Here is a 17701-nt window from a genome sequence, read left to right on the forward strand (position 1 = left end):
GTGATAGCTAGATATTGTGAAGCTGTACTGAACGCTGATCGCAAAGGCGCAAAGCTCTGACTATTAGCAAGTAAAGTTGTAAATATTCAGTTTCGTCAGGTGTAAACCTATTTAAATCAAAGTCTTTTTTAATCGGGTAGACATCTTTGCTCAAGTTTGCTTTTGGTAAAGATAATAGCTGTGGTAGAAACCTATGAATACTCCGCCAACTATCAGCGATCGCTTGCTTTGCCCCTGGGTGTAACTCTATACTTTTAATCTTCGCCGTTGCTGCTTGATCCCATCCCCCTACCCAAGCAGAATGGTGACGACCCGCAGCCATGATTACTGTATGACAGATGTATTTAATTTGTTCTGTATCTGCCAAGAAATTATCTTGCAGTAGGGGTACTAACGATTGCTTAAGAATCTCTTGACCTAAGTAAGCACTTTCAACAGCATGGTTAGGACGCTTGTGTTTCTTTTCATAGTCTTTGAGCGCATCTCGTTGGTGTCTGTCTTCTGGGCTGTAGTCGGTGTGCGCTAGTAAATGTTTTCCGGGGTTTCTGCCAGAGAATGAAGAATGAGCCATCGCTTGCCATCCCCGCATCACTTCTTGCCATTTCACTTGTAGTTTCCCCAGGTCATGGGTAAAAATTGCGAAAAATACTAATGATTCAAATAAAGCTTCTGCTTCTTTCTCCTGCGCCTGCGGGAAAATTTTACCTCTGATAAATCGTCCACCAGCCGCTAACAGTTCATCACGAACACTAGTAAAAGTAGTTTCTTGGGACACTCCATTTTTTAATCGGTTTACTGTAAATGCTTCCCGCCAGCATTTCCACATCAATACTAGATGCCCTACATAATTGTCCATCTGGTAACGATACTCACTAGCGATTACACGTTTTGACTTATCAGGAGAAACGAAGTGATTCCCGAAAACATCAATGCCAATTAATAAGCCAATATGTTCGTCATAATGAACATAGCGAGGATTAACTAAAATCCGTATACTGCCAATCAGTGCCTCACGAGATTTAATTGGAGTGCAAACCGGTTGACTATATGTTTCTGCTTTCCCTTTTGGGTTTTCAATCTGCTTAAAAATCCAGTCTGCTCCAAATTCCATATTTTGAAACTCCCGCCACACTTTGCATAGCATGGAAACAGGTAGCGAAAAACTTAGCAGTTTTTGGGGGTCAACTACTTCCTCTTCAATATCAATTAAGCCATTTTCTTCCCAGATAAATACACTGCGGCTATCGATTGACCGAATCAATTCTCTCCCAGCAGATTGATCCCCTCTAAAAAACGCATCTTCAAAGCGTTGTTCAAAATTCATCCGGTTGTTAAGTCGTCGCTGTTGCTGTAGTAAGTCTTCTGTAGTGTGAACCTGATTTATCCATTGTTCTTCAGTACGAAATCCAACATTCTCATTGGACTGTACAGATTGACTGTGTTCCTGTAACACAAGCCATGTGAGTTCACAGGTTTCTTGAGGATATGGCAGAAAGCTTTGCTTTTTAGGTGCTGATTCTTCTTCTAGTTCTAAATCTGCGATCGCTATTTTACAAGAAGCTGCGTTAACTTCAACTGTAGGATAAATATAGACTTCTCCTTTTTCACCACCAAACCGAGCGCAACGTCCAGCCCGTTGTAAAAGCGAGTTCATTGGACAGAGTTGAGTATGCATGACTTGGCAGGTGATGTTGATTCCTGCTTCTATTACTTGGGTAGAAATCAAAACGTAGCAATTACCATCATCTTGCCAGTTTTGAGTAAATATAGTTTTCAGGTCAGTTTCTTTTCGGGCCCGATGTTCTGGGAGGAATCTCGAATGTAACAATGTAACGTGCAATATTCCCTCATCGTAGTTCAGTTCCTCTAAATCCCTAAATAAACCCTGAGCCTGGGAAACTGTGTTACAGATGACTATTACTCGTTTACGCCCATAAGCTCGAATATCGTCTAGGATTACCGAAGCGTTAAGAGGATGAGACACAGCTTGAAATGTACGACAGCGATCACCTTCTATGGCTTGTAAATCTGCATCTTCAACTTGAATAATTTCCATTATCTATCAACGTCTGTATTTGGGTTGCAAGTTCATTAGTTAAAGTCGCGGTCATTAGCAAAAATGGGGAAATGCCTTTGACTTGTTGTAAAACCTTCAGAACAGTAGCGAAAGAACGGTCTGGATCAAGCAAATGTAATTCATCAAATACCAGATATGAAGCAAAAATCGCTCCTGAGTTAACATTGGCAGAACCACGACCGACTGAGTAAGGAATATTCAGGAAGCTGCTTAACATTTGGTCAATGGTGCAAAAAACAATGTCACCTTCAAAGCGGGGATCTTCTGGGTTTTCTCCTGTTTGTAGGGTGACAGCTAGGGAACGTGATGATGGATAAACTTTTTCCCAGTTCGTAACTAATATTTCAGTCCGTTGGCGCAGGCCGTTGGCTAGGGTTCGTAGGGGGACAACATAGATAAGTTTATTGGGGAAGTCTATATTCAGAGCTTTGGCGAAGAGGAAGGGTGCGATCGCTGTTTCTGTTTTTCCTGATCCTGTTGGTGCGCGGAGAAGGATATCTTGACGCTGTAAGAGTTTGGCGATCGCTTCTCGTTGAAAGTTGCGCGGGGCGTAGGTCGTGAGGGTTTGGAAATATTCATCAATCATGAATTAGTTTGAGTAAGAGATTCCGTTCTTAAACATATCTCATGGTTGGAAGAGGGGTTTTCCGAAAAGTTATGACGGGAGAATGAAAGTACAAACAGGCGAAAACGAAATATAAATAGAACCATTATGGAGGTAAGAAAGATGATCCACCGATAAAATCCACAAATTATGGTTCTTGTTTCCATGTTTATGGAAAAAAACTTTAGTAATTGCAATCATTAATTTCGATGAAACTAATCAATCCAATAATTTGATATTTTTAATTTCTCTGCTATCTTTCAAAGCCGTAATTTTGACTTTAACTATTTGTCCTTCCTGTAGATACTTAGCTTTTTTATGTTCATCTGTAGTTCGCCTAATATCAACTAACATTTTATAAGTAACTTTAATACCTATGATTTTGATAACCTCGGCATCTAAAATTTGACCAATTTGAAATTCTTGAGATGGTTTAGATTTAGTAATTTCATTTTGGCGGTATGACTTTAAATTATCTGATTTTGGGGTTTGATGTCTTCGATTATCTGGCATATCCATTACTTGAAATGGAGTTGGCAGTATTAGACGGCATTTATACTCATTAACTGTTTTATCATCTTCCTTAACAGACTGACAGATGTAGTCATTTGTTGTTATATCTCGTTCTATTTCCATGTACCGTGTTCTATTTACAGGTGGAAAAATATCCCATCTCAGCATAGTTAGTAACATTTTGATACGTGGTACATCCTTTAGCTTCAATTTTGCATAATCTTGTTTGTCTGGATAATCTTGGGGAAAGTCAGCTTCACTAATGCGTGTAGTTACATATTCTTCAAACTTCTGAATAAATTCTTTATGCTCATCATAAGTAGCAGGGCGATCGCCACTTAACCAGTTATTATCATCAAATAGCTGTGTATATCGCTGCTGAGGTTCATTACGATATCGTTCATTAAGGGAAAGGTCATATTTTTCAATCATTACTGCACCCATACCTAATGGCTTTCCCATACCAATGGAAAGCCGATATTTTTCTTTGCTATCAAGACCAAGTAATTTGACTTTCTCTACATCTTCAACTGATAGGGTTAATACCCATAAAAGCGCACCCAGTTCTACATCACTGAGATTCTCAAAATAAATGGTGAACTCAAAAGAAACTCCTGATTGAATTGGTTTAATTTCCGTGTACTGGGATTGTTTATCTTTAATTTCAGCTTCAGTTGCGTTGGTTTTAATTCTGTCTATGTCTACATTTCCCTTATGCCAATATAGTTTATGTCCCCGAATTCCTGTGTCTTGAGTGGGTTGACTAGCATAGTGCTTCAGGTTTTTCTTTTCGTGGCTTTTTTGGACTAAGTAGTGCTGAAATGTTGTTGGTTTAGGAGTAGCCAGAATTTGTGGTGTAATGGTGTCATCAGTCAGCCAGATACCATTTTCTTCACTTTTATATTGAGCATCACTGAAAAATATACGTCCAGCACGAGATTTTTCCTGTTTTTCTTTTTTATTTTTATCAGAACCTTGTTCTTTGTTCTCGTTTTTACGCCTAACAAAGCCAAAAATGGCATCAGCTAAGTCAATTTTGTCAGCTTCACCTACTTCTTCAGGGATAAAATCAACTGCTGATGCGGCTTTACCATCATTTTTAGGAGAATAAGGAATACGAAAGTTAGGACTTTGACCAAATAACCTAACTACCTGTTTGGACTTGATTTCACAGTATGAGAACATTTCACTGTAAAAAATAGGTCTGCCAGCTTCCAAAACCCCCATATTTTTATCAAATGGTTGCTGCTTTTGAAAATCTGTAAGTGCGTCACGGTAATGCTTGATAGCAGCATCATCAATTTTTAAAAGTTGAGTTCCGGTTTTGTCTTCAGCTAGCACAATGTAGTGATTTTGCCGATGAGATTTACTGCTGTCACCCTCTTGCTTCATATTTCCGCTAGTTACAAGCCATCCTCTATATTGATAAGTGTTTGGATTGGCACTAATATTCTTGGCAAAAGTGCGTCCATTCTTTGAATAGGTAGTTTCAAAGCTTACCTCTTGATATTGTGGTAGATAACCTGCTTGATTTAAAGTAATAAATCTAGGAGTGAACTGATTAGCAATTGTTCGGATATCTTGTTCACCAGCTGCTCTTTTTGCTCTTCTATCCTCTTTAACCCAGACAAATGATGTATTATTATTTCCCGTAACTGTTTGGGAAACTGGACGAATAAACCAACCTTCTTGAGTTTCGACTAGATAACCAGCTTTTACACTTTTCAGCAAATCTTTATACAGTTCGTCCAAAGGATCTTGCTTATCAGCAGCAACTGCACGGAAGAAAAATTTTGAAGCATCTGAGACTCTTTCAATCTTGCCAAAGCTAACAATTTCAACTAGAGTTCTCACCATTCCACGCAAACTGCTACCAGGCAAAACGGGATACTGTTTTGAAGGATGCTGAAAGAATTCAGCCTTTTTTTTGCGTTGTTTTGGTGTTAATTCTTCGTTCGACTTTTCTCCAAAATCAGCAAAATCAGTCGGTGTTAAACCACAACGAATATATAAAAGTGATTCAGTTTTTAAGGTACATACAATTTTGCCAGTGTGGCGGTCAGAATAGTAGCGATTGTTATCGCGTAACTTACCATTAAGTTCAAGTTTTGCTTTAACTACTTTTTCTGGTAGTTCTATGAAGTTGTATGGAGCGACTGCTTTCCGTTCATCAGGCACTTTTTTTAGATGTTTAGGATTCATAAATTTTTTCTTTTGTGAGAGATACAAGACGACTGAGAAAAATACGAGCTACTCCATCTTGGTCATAATAAAAATAGTGATGTACTTCTAGTCGAAGCGGACGATACTGTTTCTGTTTATCCTGGCTAAAAGTAATCCCTGTGATGGGAGCAGCATATTTAAGCCCCTGAGAACCATCTGAAAGTAAGGTAAAGTTACCGTTTGCTTTTCCTTGAGTACCCCAGAGAATTTGTGATTCTGGTATTAAACCTATTTTTTCTTGTTCAAGTAATTCTGATACTTGGCTTTGTAAAATTAGCCGCGATCGCCATTTCCCATTACTATTCCATAGTAAAACTTCACCAGCTTCTCCAAATATCCGGCATTGTTGTAATGTTGACAGACGTAATGTAGGAAAATCATACTCAGGAAAAGCTTGCTTAGAAGTTTCTAAAATGCCGCTTTCTACTTCAAAATATCCCCAGACAACTCCATCCTCTGCATGAGCTAACACGTATCGTAACTGATAATCTGTAGTAATTGCTTGTTGCTTTAACCAATCCTGAAGTGATAGTTCAATTGTTTCTGTTGAAACTTCCTGACACAAATCTTGATTCATGGTGCTTGCTCCAAAAACTTTTTAACAAACTCTTCCATTTCATCTTTATCTTGTTTGCTGATTAGTAATTTCCGATTCTCCTCAGAGATTACCCACTTGTGTTGTTGCCAAACTATAGTTACTTCAACTCCCTGCAAACGTCCTCTCCCAATACTGCTAGTACCACCTATTGGTAAATCACCCGTCCATAAATCTTTAAGTAGCAGCAGAAGTAACCCAATTTCATATCCCTTTGGTTGACGTAGTTCCAGTTCTAGTTTTATATGCGCTGTGTTACTACTTATATTGCTACTTTTTTTTAATTTACCCTTAACTTTATTAATTTTTTGAATATCCTCTTTTTTAGAGATACTAAAAACAGGTTGCTCCTGAAACAATGCTCCGTTATATGCTCCGCCTGTAAAACGGTCAATAGCAATTCGGCTTTGTACAATGTCAACTGTATTTTTTATCAAGCTTTCATGAATAACTAAACGACTAGCCTTTGCTTGTTTACTTTCTTCTTTAACAAAGCCAAATAGGTCATACACAATTTGTAAATTCTTATCTAAAGTATTCACTATTCTCTCGGCTCTATGCCACAGCACTCCTGCTAAACTTGTACCAGAAACAACTGGCTCAGGTTTGTCTTTTCTATAGGAGTGCAAATGTACCATATCGGGAGAACATTTGTTTTGAATTAAATCTTGACCAGAGCGAATGAGTAAGGGACTGGCTAGTTGAAATTTGGCAGTGATGAAAAGGCGATCGCGCTTATCTAGCTGATCTACCTTTAGCTTCTGGAGGTGTATATTACTCAATAGTCTGTCGTTTGGTAATTTAGTAGCATAAGGCTTACCCCAAGGTCTTTCAAATATTAACCAAGCAATGCGATCGCTATGTTTAGTTAAATCAAATTCCCAAACTTGCCACTCATCTACATGACAGCGACCAAAACCCCGCCGCTTTTTCATTCCAATAGCAATTTCACCATTCTTTAACCCTTCTAAAGCTAAAGCAAGTGCTTGTTTTAATTCATCCTCATTTTTATCTTTATTTTTTTCAATTAACAACTCAAAGTTCAAAGGAAACTTAGTCCCTGCTGGCAAGAGTTCTAAGTCGTATTTTGCTTTGTCAGATGCAGTACCAGTTGCACCATCTATTTTGACTCCATTTCGTATTTCAACATTGTGAATAGTGCTACCTATTGCATCATGAATAATTAAAGGACTTTGACTATCTTTTTCTCTTAATGCAATTTTCTCTGCTTCATTTTTATTCCTTTCATCCTTGTAAGCAAATAAATCACCAAACAACTTTGCAGCTATATTATCACGGCTTTCACTTTTCGTGTAATCACACTGATATTCATGTAAATAATTGCGTAAAGCACCAGCAATTGATGAACCTGTTAGTAAAGGGTTATGACTAATACTGTCAAGTAACAGCATTATATCTGTAGCACCTTCAGCATCACCATTTCCCAAACAAGTTGGCGTATCCAGAACCAAAACACCGCGTACAATGATGCGCTTAATAATATGTCGTCCTTCGCGTGTTCTATTCATCTTGTTTATCCTTTATCGCTTGTTTGGCAACCGCAATAATTAGCCGTAGCGTATATTCTAGCTTCAGTTTTTCAACTAAGTCTGGTGGAACTGACTCACCAGCAATAGAAAATTTTAAATTATCTGAATCTAACCATGTACTTGAGTCTTTTAACCAGTCACAAATCTGACCTTTGAAAGATTTACGATAAACTTTTGTGTCTTCGAATTGACTATTGGCATTTTTAGTTAGATTTTTCAAAAAATCACTAACTATTTTTTTTCTTTCTTCTAATTCTTCAACACCTGATTTTTTAATTTCTTGTCTCAAACCTTGTGTTGCTACAATCATTAACCTGGAAAGTTGGCTATTGCTGAGTTTGTTGGGTTTGAGTTTATAATTATCAACCTTTTCTAAAAGTTGCCTATCTAGCTTTTGTTCCAATATTCTCTTCGCCATTTTTTGAGCTAGTTGACTACCTTCTGAATTTGGTAATACCTGTGGCTGATCCCAATCAGTTTTTGTCTCTGGCAAACGAGCATAAAATTTAGCTTCTTCCTCTAGCCAATTGATAGCAATTCTTCCAAAACCATCAACCCGCCTTTCACCAATACCTTGATTTTCTACTAAACGAATTTTTTCTGAATCTAGTTCTCCATCTTTTTCTTTATACTTAAATACAAAAACGCTACCTGCTGCTAAAGCTGGTACTTGCGGTAAAGGTAATCCCCATTTACGGTTAAATCCCCCAACAATAAGACTACTGGTATAACTAGATTCTGGTTCTAACTTTATATCTAATAATTCTTCTAATATCTGAGTTAATGACTCAACTTTTTGATTAATTTCATCTCCTGTTGAGTTTGGTGGCGTGGCAACATAATGACCCCATTTATCCCGTAAAATTAGATCGCTGAGAAGATTAATACGGATTAGTTCTCTGTCGTTACGGTCTTCAGGCTCAATTCCCACTTCGTCCCAATAATCATGCTCTTCATCCTCTTCTATAGGAATAATCTGAGTATGTCCATATCCCGCACTTTGAGAACCACCTAACCACATTTCTTGTGGTTCTAGTAACGGCTTAATTTTTTCTATATCGTCAGGATCATCACAGAGAATTACAGCCTGGAAATATTGTTCGGCATCTAAAGCCTCATAGCGAAATATTGCACCATTATCTTCATTACCTCTGCCTTTTTTGCGATTTCGCATATTATGAATGTTGATGCGTCGCTTTTCGTTATAAAGCACTATATCTTTATCATCTACAGTGCAAAAAATCTCATCTAGTGATTTGTATGAAATATCTTCTTCCGGTGTTTCGTAACTGAAATCATAAACAGTTATCTCGTCTAAATTGGAAATGTCATCACCCTTTTTCTTTAACCAAGAGCGCGGTACAGGTAGAGTGCGCTTTTGTTTTTGTTTATCATACAAATAAGCATTTAAATATCGGGTATTACCATTAAAGAATAAACGCTTTATATCTGGATACTTTGATTCATCTAAAATATCATCTGTACTTTTTAAAGTGTGATGGTGGAGATATCGACCAATCAACACTCCCCGAATCATGCTACCTGAAATATAAGGAAAAGATACATCACTGTTCGGGTCTCCCTGAAGCGAAGTTGCTAACAATGGTTGTTTAGTGTGCAGTAAAAAAGTAATTGCTTTCATCCCCTGGTTTCCTGCTCAAAATAACGAAAATGTTCTTGGGTAATTTCTTCATCAATTGAGTCATGTAGTAGACAACGAACATGACCCCGACCCCGGTTACGTCCGCTACCAACTCTTTGCAGTGCTAATGTGCTGACTGCTAAGAGTGCTAGCATATCTGCTGTTGTTTTTTTTTCAAATAACAATGGTGCAGTGAAGCATAAATCTCGCAAGATAACCCGACTAGAGCGTAAGCTATGTTCCACGGGTGCGCCATCTTCAGGGTCAATAGCAGTTTGACGGCGAATAGTAGTAAGAGAAGCAAGAACGTCTACTTCTGTGAGTCTTCTTTCCTGACCTCTACGTTCTCTTTCCTGTTCTTGGTCAAGTTGAAGTTTTACAGCCTTTCGCAAGTCTTGGGGTAAACAAGCATCGCCAACGTGCATCTTGGAGATAGTTTCCAAGGTGCTACCAGGTATGCCAAATAAATGTTCGGCAGCTTCTTGCCAACGGGAAGGCGGTGGTTCAGAAAGCACAGCAATCAAATTGTCGCATTCTTCACTCAACAAGCCTTTTAAAGTACGTCCACGTAAGTAGGGAAATCCGTTAGCGTCATGCTCTACTTCTTGGTCGATTAAACCTGCTACTCCATCACCACGCCCAAAGGTTGTATCACTCAAAAGCAGCATTTTCAGGTAATAAATCTCCATCGTTTTTCTCCTTTAAAGGAATATGAAATTCAATTGCTTCAATGGCATCAAAATAACCACAAACTCTTGTATTTGTTCTGGGGTCTTCAGTCCAACCCGATTGATATAAGTTGTCATATTTCGATTTACTAAATTGGGGTAAATAGTTCTCATTCAAACCGTAAACTTGTAAAAACTGTTTGGTTTTTTCTGAACCTTGCCGTAACTGTTCTCGCAAAGCTATCACTTTATTACGGCGATTTGTCCAGTCTGGGTGTGTATTAAATTCATGAACTACCTCAGAAAAATCATCCCAGTTGCGCCAATCACTATCAGAGTGCAAGTACAAAGGTCGCATGGTGAGATTTCCTTCAGCAACTTGATATTCTCGTTGACGGATATCGCTGATTGAACCCAATAAGCCGCTAGGAGCAATATGCCAATCAAGTGCAGAAAAATCCGATATTCTCAGTCGTTCTTTTTCAGAACGCACAAAGTTTTTAGCTTTTCTGCACAGCGATTCACTTAATTGATACGCTCTAGCAAATGGATAATGTGTTTTGACAATAGCTATTCCTGCACAGGCTGTTAAATCTTTTCCATCTGCTACTTGTTGATCTGCAAATTCTTTTAGGTAAAGTGCTGCTAACGATAATCCCAATCGTCCATCACATACAAATGTAACGTCATCACCGCCATAAACTATTGGACGAAAAGGCAGATACTTTTCCCCATCTCTTTCTGTAATTGCAAACTGCTCCTGTAATTTCCCATCTGCTAATTGGATAACTCTTTGGGCAACTTTTTTTAAAGCATTAACACCTGCCTGATTCACAGTTTTAGATAGTTCACGCATGGCAGTAATATACTCACGGTCTGTTTTACATTTCCTACCATGTTCTTTAAAGCGACCGCCCATCCCGTTACCATCAGCGTGAACTATAGCCATGTAACTACTTTTACCCTCTGTGCGACCTAAATCATCAACATCATAAGGGACTATATAATTGCCTAGCAGTAAATTTTTAAATATAGTATCTTTTAGTTCTTGATTGGCTGGAGCTTTATTTTTAGGGTCAACGGCTCGGAGCTTTTCAACGATTTCTCTGGAGACTGGATAGCTAGTGGTTACACTGTAGCGATCGCTAGTAGCTACAGCAGATAATCCAGTAGAAAGACAGTTAGCTGTAACTCCCAGACCTAGCAAAGGGACAGAAGGATTGTATTCGCGTTTTTTTCGCTCTAATTCTTTCATTAAACTATCAACAATTCCTGATAGCTTGTTTCCCCACTCAAAGGGTTCACTGTGAGCTACTACAATTTTTAAGCCTGGTGCTTCTTGCAATACTCTTTTGCTCAATCTTTTAGTAAATTTAATAGCACTTTCTTTATCTTCTCTGTCTTTGAAAAGAATAACTGCATTACCACCTCCGGTATAGACTAATTCAGCATCAAGATTATCGCGTTCAATACATTTTTCTCCTTGTTCCGGTTCAGGAATATACACATTTTCTCCAAATATTTGGCGTAAAGCGCACTTAATCCAACCATTTGTTGCTTGTTCTACTAAATACGATGCACCTATATTTTCTCGTAAACGATTACTGCTAAAAATATATGGTTGTATTCCTGTTGTATCAATTACAGTTCCTATGTATTTACTCATGGTGCGTAATAGCGATTATTGTCTTCAATCCAATCTTTTATATATTTTTGAATATTATCGAGATGTTCACATCCAAAAACAACAATCTTTGGATCTTCTTTTTTTACTTCAGTATCAACTTTAAGTTCTGCTTCTAGTTCTTTGGGTTTGTCGTAGCAACATACTAAAGCTACTCGCGCCTGTTCTCCACCTAATTGTTGCGCTCTTATATAAGCTTCAAATAGTTTGGATTTGCATAAAGATTTGCTAGCATCAGTAGTACAAGATAATGCAAACAACTGATAGCCCTTCATAAAGGCAACATCGAATTCAAATTTATCTTTTCCCTCTTCTTGTTTTTTCTTATCTCTGACTTTAAATGATAATCCTATATCATATATCAACCCAGGATTTGCTTGAGAAACCTCTTTAATTTGTTGCAATACGTAATGCTCTAACCAATTTCCTTGGAGCCATTCACAAAGATGTTTTAACTTTTGAAAACCAGCTTTATCTGCTGCTTTCTTAAGTGCTAACTCAGTTAGTGAAGCGTCTAAATACTTTCGAAGTAAATCACCAATTTTTTCTATATGCTGTGCATGAACTAAATCCCAAAGAGCATTCCAATAATCACATATTTCTTTAATTTTTTGAAAGTTATCTTCTTTAAAATTTTCTAAGAAAGTCTTTCCTTCTTCCTGAGTTTGTAGTTTATCCAATTTTCCATTTAAATTATAAATGGCGATGTCAGGAGTTAAAGGAACTATTAAATCCTCTTTAATTTTATGAAGTTCTGAATCAACCTCCTTCTTCCATTCCCATTCAGGTGGTTTATTAGACTTTTTCTGCAATACCTTTGTCCCAGGCTTTAGCACATTATCACACCACCAGTGCCACGCAATTACTACTTTTTTATCAGTATGTAGTTTTGCAAATCCCATTGCTAATTCAGGTAGTACTGGGTCAGTAATCGGCTCTGTTTCCCAGCGTAAATCATGCAAATCAAAGATTTCTTTTAAGGAAAGTTTTATATCTACTGCTTCAGCTTTAGGAGAATCATTGTCCCTATCGATGAGCATTTGTAAACTTCGAGCATCCAGATAACTAAATACAGGATTCTGAACTCCTGAAGCTTCGAATAAAGCCCGATAACCGTGAACGGACATTGCCTTTGTTCCACCTGTATAATTCAAACCAAAAGTATGCTTTGGATGGTTTGTTAAGATATTTTTTACTTCAGTTTGGATTTTATTTTTAATAACATATGAGTTAGCCTCATGTCTGACCAATGAGATTGGTTTGACATTTACACCCTTTAAATTTCTTTCCAAACAAGCAGCTTTACTAGTCGTATCTGTGCTGTGTACCAAGTAAAGAGTACCATCCTCTTTCAGCAGTATTTGAGCTGCAATGTAGTTGGGCAGAGGATTTTCACCAATCAGCAAAAACAGGTGGTCTACTTTGTACGGCTCAAACTCGGTTGTACTCATGTGGTAGATATATGTGGCTTCTTAGATTGCTATACCCAGTATTACATAGCATCGGAAATACCCCTTTCCAATACCTGCTAATTTAGTAATAAGACTTCAGACACTCTAACTGATCGTGAATGTAATCGTCACTAACTACCCACACCCCACACTTTTACAACATCTAGCCAACGGCTCTCTCGACCAAAGCCATAATCTCTCTCGCGCTATACGGCTATGGGCATTATTACGTTGGCTATATAGTGATAAAGCATACGCTACTTTAGATGACAGCTTTACCTATAATGACTGGCGGCAAGCTTTTTTTACTGAAACTCACAAGGATGAAAAGCTAGCAGACATTTTCAACCATCAAAATCCAAACTGCGCTTGTCTCAAAACAAGTAAACAATGGTTTTTAGAATGGGAAGTACCTATAGAACAGTGGCAGAATTTGTTACAAAAATATATAAATAGATCAGATTCTGAGATAGACGAGCTTTTGAATGAACCTTTATTTGCTCAAGTCCGCAAATCCCTTCAAAGTGATTTAGATTTATTAGTTACTCGGAAATGCCTTCAATTGCTGAATAACACATCTGGTAGAAGTAAGCATTATTGTCGAGTAAATCAACTACCAAATTTTATTACTTCAGAAAATATTGATAGTAGATTAACGCTAGAAAAACAAGCCTATTTAGCTGGAGCATTAGGTATGTTTAGTTTTCTCGATCCTGCATATCCTTTATTAGCTGAGGAATTCTCAAGAGAAGTAGATGAAGATAATCATCGTGTTTTTTTATATGTTGATTACGTTGTACCAGAATCAAGTGATGTTCAAGATGCAGTGGATGAAATTCAAAGTCAATTGCAGGAAATCTGGAACGCAGGAAATATCCAACCTCTATTATTGACATATCACAGCGCTCATCGAAATCAAATTAAGGAATGTGTTGTTTATCCAGTTTGTATTTATTTCATGGAACGCGCTAAATACTTATGCACCTATGGCAACACTCCAAAAGGCGATATTCACTGGTATAAATATCGCTTGGATAGAATTATTTCTAAACGTCTAGAGTTTTTAGACTGGGAAGACCCCCGTGTTCCTCAATTACTAAGAGAGAAGTATCAGGATAATAAATTACCAACTCCTAAAACGGTTAACACTCAATTAAAAGAAGCATGGGGGTGTGACTTTTATAAAGAAAAAGCAGTAATGGTATTGCGGTTTGAGCAAGATTTTCACCAACGCTATATTAATGGCATCAGTATCCATGATACATTTACTCGAATTAGTTATGAGCAAACTATCAATTTAACTCAACAATACACACTAAACCTTAAACATCGAAAAGCTATTTTAGACATTATTAAATTTCGTCCTAGTACGGATGCTTATTACCAAGTGGATTACCGAGTAACTGACTACTATGTTGTTAGATGGTTGCGTGCTTTAGGCTCAAAAGTAGAAGTTTTACTACCTTGGATAATGAGAGAAGAAATGGCTTTAGAAATTCAAAATACTTGGAATTTGTATAAAACTTAATTTTAAAGATTTGCGATGCTGTCACTGGTTATAAAAAATTGTTCCAGTCCCCTTGCGGGGTAATAGTCTTTGGAAACTTGTCCAAGATGTCAAAGCAGCACTTCCACCATCTAGTTTCAGTCCCCTTGCGGGGTAATAGTCTTTGGAAACGCTCGGAGTACATTAATAAAAGTGTGCATATTATTGGTTTCAGTCCCCTTGCGGGGTAATAGTCTTTGGAAACCTGCTGGAACAAATGCGATCGCAAATGCCGCATCTTCTTTTTGTTTCAGTCCCCTTGCGGGGTAATAGTCTTTGGAAACTTAAGAGGTTTAGCATGATATCGGAAATTTTTAAATGTTTCAGTCCCCTTGCGGGGTAATAGTCTTTGGAACCAATTAGCAGCAGTTCAACTGACGACGATATTCAGTTGTTTCAGTCCCCTTGCGGGGTAATAGGCTTTGGAAACGAATGTTTGCCCCGACGCTGGAGTAAATGCTGTTCTGTTTCAGTCCCCTTGCGGGGTAATAGGCTTTGGAAACAATAGAAAAATTTGTAATTGAATATCCAAAAGATAACGTTTCAGTCCCCTTGCGGGGTAATAGGCTTTGGAAACCCAAGAGCGTAAGAATTGCCAGGGATAATAAAATATTGTTTCAGTCCCCTTGCGGGGTAATAGGCTTTGGAAACTACAGATTCTCCGTTTCCAGTATTAGAACTTAGCGTAAGTTTCAGTCCCCTTGCGGGGTAATAGGCTTTGGAAACCTGCCGTTAATAAAATTGAAGTAGGGGCAAAAGTTAAGGTGTTTCAGTCCCCTTGCGGGGTAATAGGCTTTGGAAACTTGGGGCGATGTTGATCCATAAGCACAAATTATTAAAGTTTCAGTCCCCTTGCGGGGTAATAGGCTTTGGAAACTTAACATCTACGTATATTTACAGAATCTTTACAGTTTCAGTCCCCTTGCGGGGTAATAGGCTTTGGAAACTCAGGTTCTTCCATTTGTTCGGTGGCACATTCTGCAGTTTCAGTCCCCTTGCGGGGTAATAGGCTTTGGAAACTTATCGTAATATTTAGAATCAAGTGAAAGATGCTTGTCTTGTTTCAGTCCCCTTGCGGGGTAATAGGCTTTGGAAACGCCAGGGGTTTCGACTATCTGTGGCTTTCTTTCCGGGTTTCAGTCCCCTTGCGGGGTAATAGGCTTTGGAAACGTTGGCGTTTGTGCTATTTAGGTAGAGATATTTTTCTGTTTCAGTCCCCTTGCGGGGTAATAGGCTTTGGAAACCAGAGTCGTCGATTACTTCTGTTGGTAGTAACAAATGTTTCAGTCCCCTTGCGGGGTAATAGGCTTTGGAAACTCTGCTATCAATTTCCCCTTTACTAATCAAATAGGAAAGTTTCAGTCCCCTTGCGGGGTAATAGGCTTTGGAAACAAGTTCTTGGTAAAGTCTGATGTTGGCTTCTTCTAGTTTCAGTCCCCTTGCGGGGTAATAGGCTTTGGAAACAGATGCCGTTAGGCGTTATTAAAACGATCCTCTTTTGTTTCAGTCCCCTTGCGGGGTAATAGGCTTTGGAAACCTCAATCAGTCTGCAAGGGGTAATCTCCCCGTTCACGTTTCAGTCCCCTTGCGGGGTAATAGGCTTTGGAAACTTGATGGCGGATAACTTCATCAAACAGCGACTAGAGTCGTTTCAGTCCCCTTGCGGGGTAATAGGCTTTGGAAACTCATTGAAAAGCAGCGACAATTCACCCATTCTCAAAGTTTCAGTCCCCTTGCGGGGTAATAGGCTTTGGAAACTTGTAAGCTATCTCTTCTTTTCGGAAATTCTTTACTTGTTTCAGTCCCCTTGCGGGGTAATAGGCTTTGGAAACCGCTCCATCTGAAACTGTTACGGAGCAAGCTTCCTGGGAAGGTTTTTGACGGATCGAAAAAAAAGGTCATTTTCAGCCGCTCTTATTGCAAATAATTTGCAACTTCCCCAATTATTGAAACGCTGTAATCATTTAATTGTCGAGGTTCTGGCGATTTTGGCAGATCCCCAAGGTTTTTGACCCCGCTTTGACTTGCCAATCATCAAGCTGATACAGCAATAATATGTCGATTACTGAAGTTTGTCGAGTATTTTCTTGACTATGGTTATTGGAAACACTTTCAGAGGAGCTAACAGAAGGGAGCATCGACGTTTTAGCCCCCGTGAAGGCGATTTGGTTAATGGAAACTTGCAATCCCAAGCGTCCTTGGGGTAGCTGTTATCAGCGTTTCAGTCCCCGTGAGGGGATTTGGTTAATGGAAACGCTAAAAAAAGCTGATATCTAGATTCTGGGTCTAAGTTTCAGTCCCCGTGAGGGGATTTGGTTAGTGGAAACCGGCGGCAAAACTGCGATCGCAATTAACTTCATCATGGATTGTTTCAGTCCCCGTGAGGGGATTTGGTTAGTGGAAACCCCAATCTTCCTCTTCCCCACAAACTTGTATAGCTTTTGCTTGTTTCAGTCCCCGTGAGGGGATTTGGTTAGTGGAAACCCATAGTTAACGGCACGAGCTAGAGGTGAGTAAGCATGTTTCAGTCCCCGTGAGGGGATTTGGTTAGTGGAAACTGCAAGTGCCGCATACTCACGAATTTTGTACAAAGCTTGGTTTCAGTCCCCGTGAGGGGATTTGGTTAGTGGAAACCTTGGACATTGTTATAAGCTTCGGCAATTTTAGTAATTAGTTTCAGTCCCCGTGAGGGGATTTGGTTAGTGGAAACAATATGCCTTTTTTCTCAGTAGTCTCGGTTAAACCAGCGTTTCAGTCCCCGTGAGGGGATTTGGTTAGTGGAAACTTGGCAGCTTCTAATAATAATGTTAAAGGTATCTTTAGACGTTTCAGTCCCCGTGAGGGGATTTGGTTAGTGGAAACTTTAACTCAGCATCTAAAGCAGACTGCGTACGAACGGTTTCAGTCCCCGTGAGGGGATTTGGTTAGTGGAAACCTAAACTCTCAATGTGGCGAACACATATACTCATTGGTTTCAGTCCCCGTGAGGGGATTTGGTTAGTGGAAACTGTATTCGACCTCAATGGGTGTGCCTTGAAAATGTCCCCAACTGTTTCAGTCCCCGTGAGGGGATTTGGTTAGTGGAAACCTAGCAAATTCTCTGTTTGCTGTTCATCAAAATAAATAGGGTTTCAGTCCCCGTGAGGGG

The 17701-nt window shown here is 38.8% G+C and carries 10 protein-coding genes and 2 CRISPR repeat arrays (1 of these 12 only partly in view); of the genes, 1 reads left to right on the forward strand and 9 read right to left on the reverse strand.

The genetic code is table 11. The features are described from left to right. Positions 1 to 7 precede the first annotated feature (7 nt). The 9 genes from cas3 to G1O98_RS02685 all read right to left on the reverse strand — a co-directional run bounded on the left by cas3 (position 8) and on the right by G1O98_RS02685 (position 13007). On the reverse strand, positions 8 to 2056 hold the full coding sequence (gene cas3 / locus G1O98_RS02645) for a CRISPR-associated helicase Cas3' (RefSeq protein ID WP_163927046.1): 2049 nt from the start codon (positions 2054 to 2056) through the stop codon (positions 8 to 10). Continuing rightward, the gene (locus G1O98_RS02650) at positions 2037 to 2663 is read right to left on the reverse strand and encodes a DEAD/DEAH box helicase (RefSeq protein ID WP_163927047.1); all 627 of its coding nucleotides are present in this window, start codon (positions 2661 to 2663) and stop codon (positions 2037 to 2039) included. Before G1O98_RS02650 ends, cas3 begins: the two co-directional genes overlap by 20 nt. Before the next feature lie 237 nt (positions 2664 to 2900). Next, a complete protein-coding gene (locus G1O98_RS02655) occupies positions 2901 to 5396 on the reverse strand; it encodes a TIGR03986 family CRISPR-associated RAMP protein (RefSeq protein ID WP_163927048.1) in 2496 nt (831 codons plus the stop codon). After that, positions 5386 to 5994, reverse strand: coding sequence for a CRISPR-associated protein Csx19 (gene csx19 / locus G1O98_RS02660; RefSeq protein ID WP_163927049.1), 609 nt, complete (start codon positions 5992 to 5994; stop codon positions 5386 to 5388). The genes G1O98_RS02655 and csx19 overlap by 11 nt, the downstream gene beginning before the upstream one ends. Beyond that, entirely contained in the window at positions 5991 to 7541 is a 1551-nt protein-coding gene (locus tag G1O98_RS02665; protein ID WP_163927050.1) for an RAMP superfamily CRISPR-associated protein, read from the reverse strand. The genes csx19 and G1O98_RS02665 overlap by 4 nt, the downstream gene beginning before the upstream one ends. Beyond that, a complete protein-coding gene (locus G1O98_RS02670) occupies positions 7534 to 9204 on the reverse strand; it encodes an RAMP superfamily CRISPR-associated protein (protein ID WP_163927051.1) in 1671 nt (556 codons plus the stop codon). The genes G1O98_RS02665 and G1O98_RS02670 overlap by 8 nt, the downstream gene beginning before the upstream one ends. After that, positions 9201 to 9893, reverse strand: coding sequence for an RAMP superfamily CRISPR-associated protein (locus G1O98_RS02675; protein ID WP_163927052.1), 693 nt, complete (start codon positions 9891 to 9893; stop codon positions 9201 to 9203). The genes G1O98_RS02670 and G1O98_RS02675 overlap by 4 nt, the downstream gene beginning before the upstream one ends. Beyond that, entirely contained in the window at positions 9856 to 11538 is a 1683-nt protein-coding gene (locus G1O98_RS02680) for a hypothetical protein (RefSeq protein ID WP_163927053.1), read from the reverse strand. Before G1O98_RS02680 ends, G1O98_RS02675 begins: the two co-directional genes overlap by 38 nt. Then, positions 11535 to 13007 (reverse strand): DUF1887 family CARF protein, encoded by a 1473-nt coding sequence (locus tag G1O98_RS02685; RefSeq protein WP_163927054.1) that lies wholly within the window; start codon positions 13005 to 13007, stop codon positions 11535 to 11537. Before G1O98_RS02685 ends, G1O98_RS02680 begins: the two co-directional genes overlap by 4 nt. Positions 13008 to 13122: 115 nt before the next feature. Here G1O98_RS02685 and G1O98_RS41045 point away from each other — a divergent pair, with 115 nt between their 5' ends. After that, on the forward strand, positions 13123 to 14535 hold the full coding sequence (locus tag G1O98_RS41045) for a TIGR03985 family CRISPR-associated protein (RefSeq protein WP_163927055.1): 1413 nt from the start codon (positions 13123 to 13125) through the stop codon (positions 14533 to 14535). Between the two features lie 40 nt (positions 14536 to 14575). Then, positions 14576 to 16385: direct repeats of the CRISPR family, unit length 37 nt; unit sequence GTTTCAGTCCCCTTGCGGGGTAATAGGCTTTGGAAAC. A 311-nt stretch (positions 16386 to 16696) separates the two neighbouring features. After that, positions 16697 to 17701: direct repeats of the CRISPR family, unit length 37 nt; unit sequence GTTTCAGTCCCCGTGAGGGGATTTGGTTAGTGGAAAC (it continues 394 nt past the right edge of the window).

Origin of the sequence: Nostoc sp. UIC 10630 (assembly GCF_010747425.1) — a bacterium.
Lineage (GTDB): Bacteria > Cyanobacteriota > Cyanobacteriia > Cyanobacteriales > Nostocaceae > Nostoc.

Bases quoted from the DNA above. Each gene is read 5' to 3' on its own strand.
- G1O98_RS02675 (WP_163927052.1), bottom strand. From the start codon at position 9,893: ATGGAGATTTATTACCTGAAAATGCTGCTTTTGAGTGATACAACCTTT.
- csx19 (WP_163927049.1), bottom strand. From the start codon at position 5,994: ATGAATCAAGATTTGTGTCAGGAAGTTTCAACAGAAACAATTGAACTA.
- G1O98_RS02655 (WP_163927048.1), bottom strand. From the start codon at position 5,396: ATGAATCCTAAACATCTAAAAAAAGTGCCTGATGAACGGAAAGCAGTC.
- cas3 (WP_163927046.1), bottom strand. From the start codon at position 2,056: ATGGAAATTATTCAAGTTGAAGATGCAGATTTACAAGCCATAGAAGGT.
- G1O98_RS02650 (WP_163927047.1), bottom strand. From the start codon at position 2,663: ATGATTGATGAATATTTCCAAACCCTCACGACCTACGCCCCGCGCAAC.
- G1O98_RS02670 (WP_163927051.1), bottom strand. From the start codon at position 9,204: ATGAAAGCAATTACTTTTTTACTGCACACTAAACAACCATTGTTAGCA.
- G1O98_RS02665 (WP_163927050.1), bottom strand. From the start codon at position 7,541: ATGAATAGAACACGCGAAGGACGACATATTATTAAGCGCATCATTGTA.
- G1O98_RS02680 (WP_163927053.1), bottom strand. From the start codon at position 11,538: ATGAGTAAATACATAGGAACTGTAATTGATACAACAGGAATACAACCA.
- G1O98_RS02685 (WP_163927054.1), bottom strand. From the start codon at position 13,007: ATGAGTACAACCGAGTTTGAGCCGTACAAAGTAGACCACCTGTTTTTG.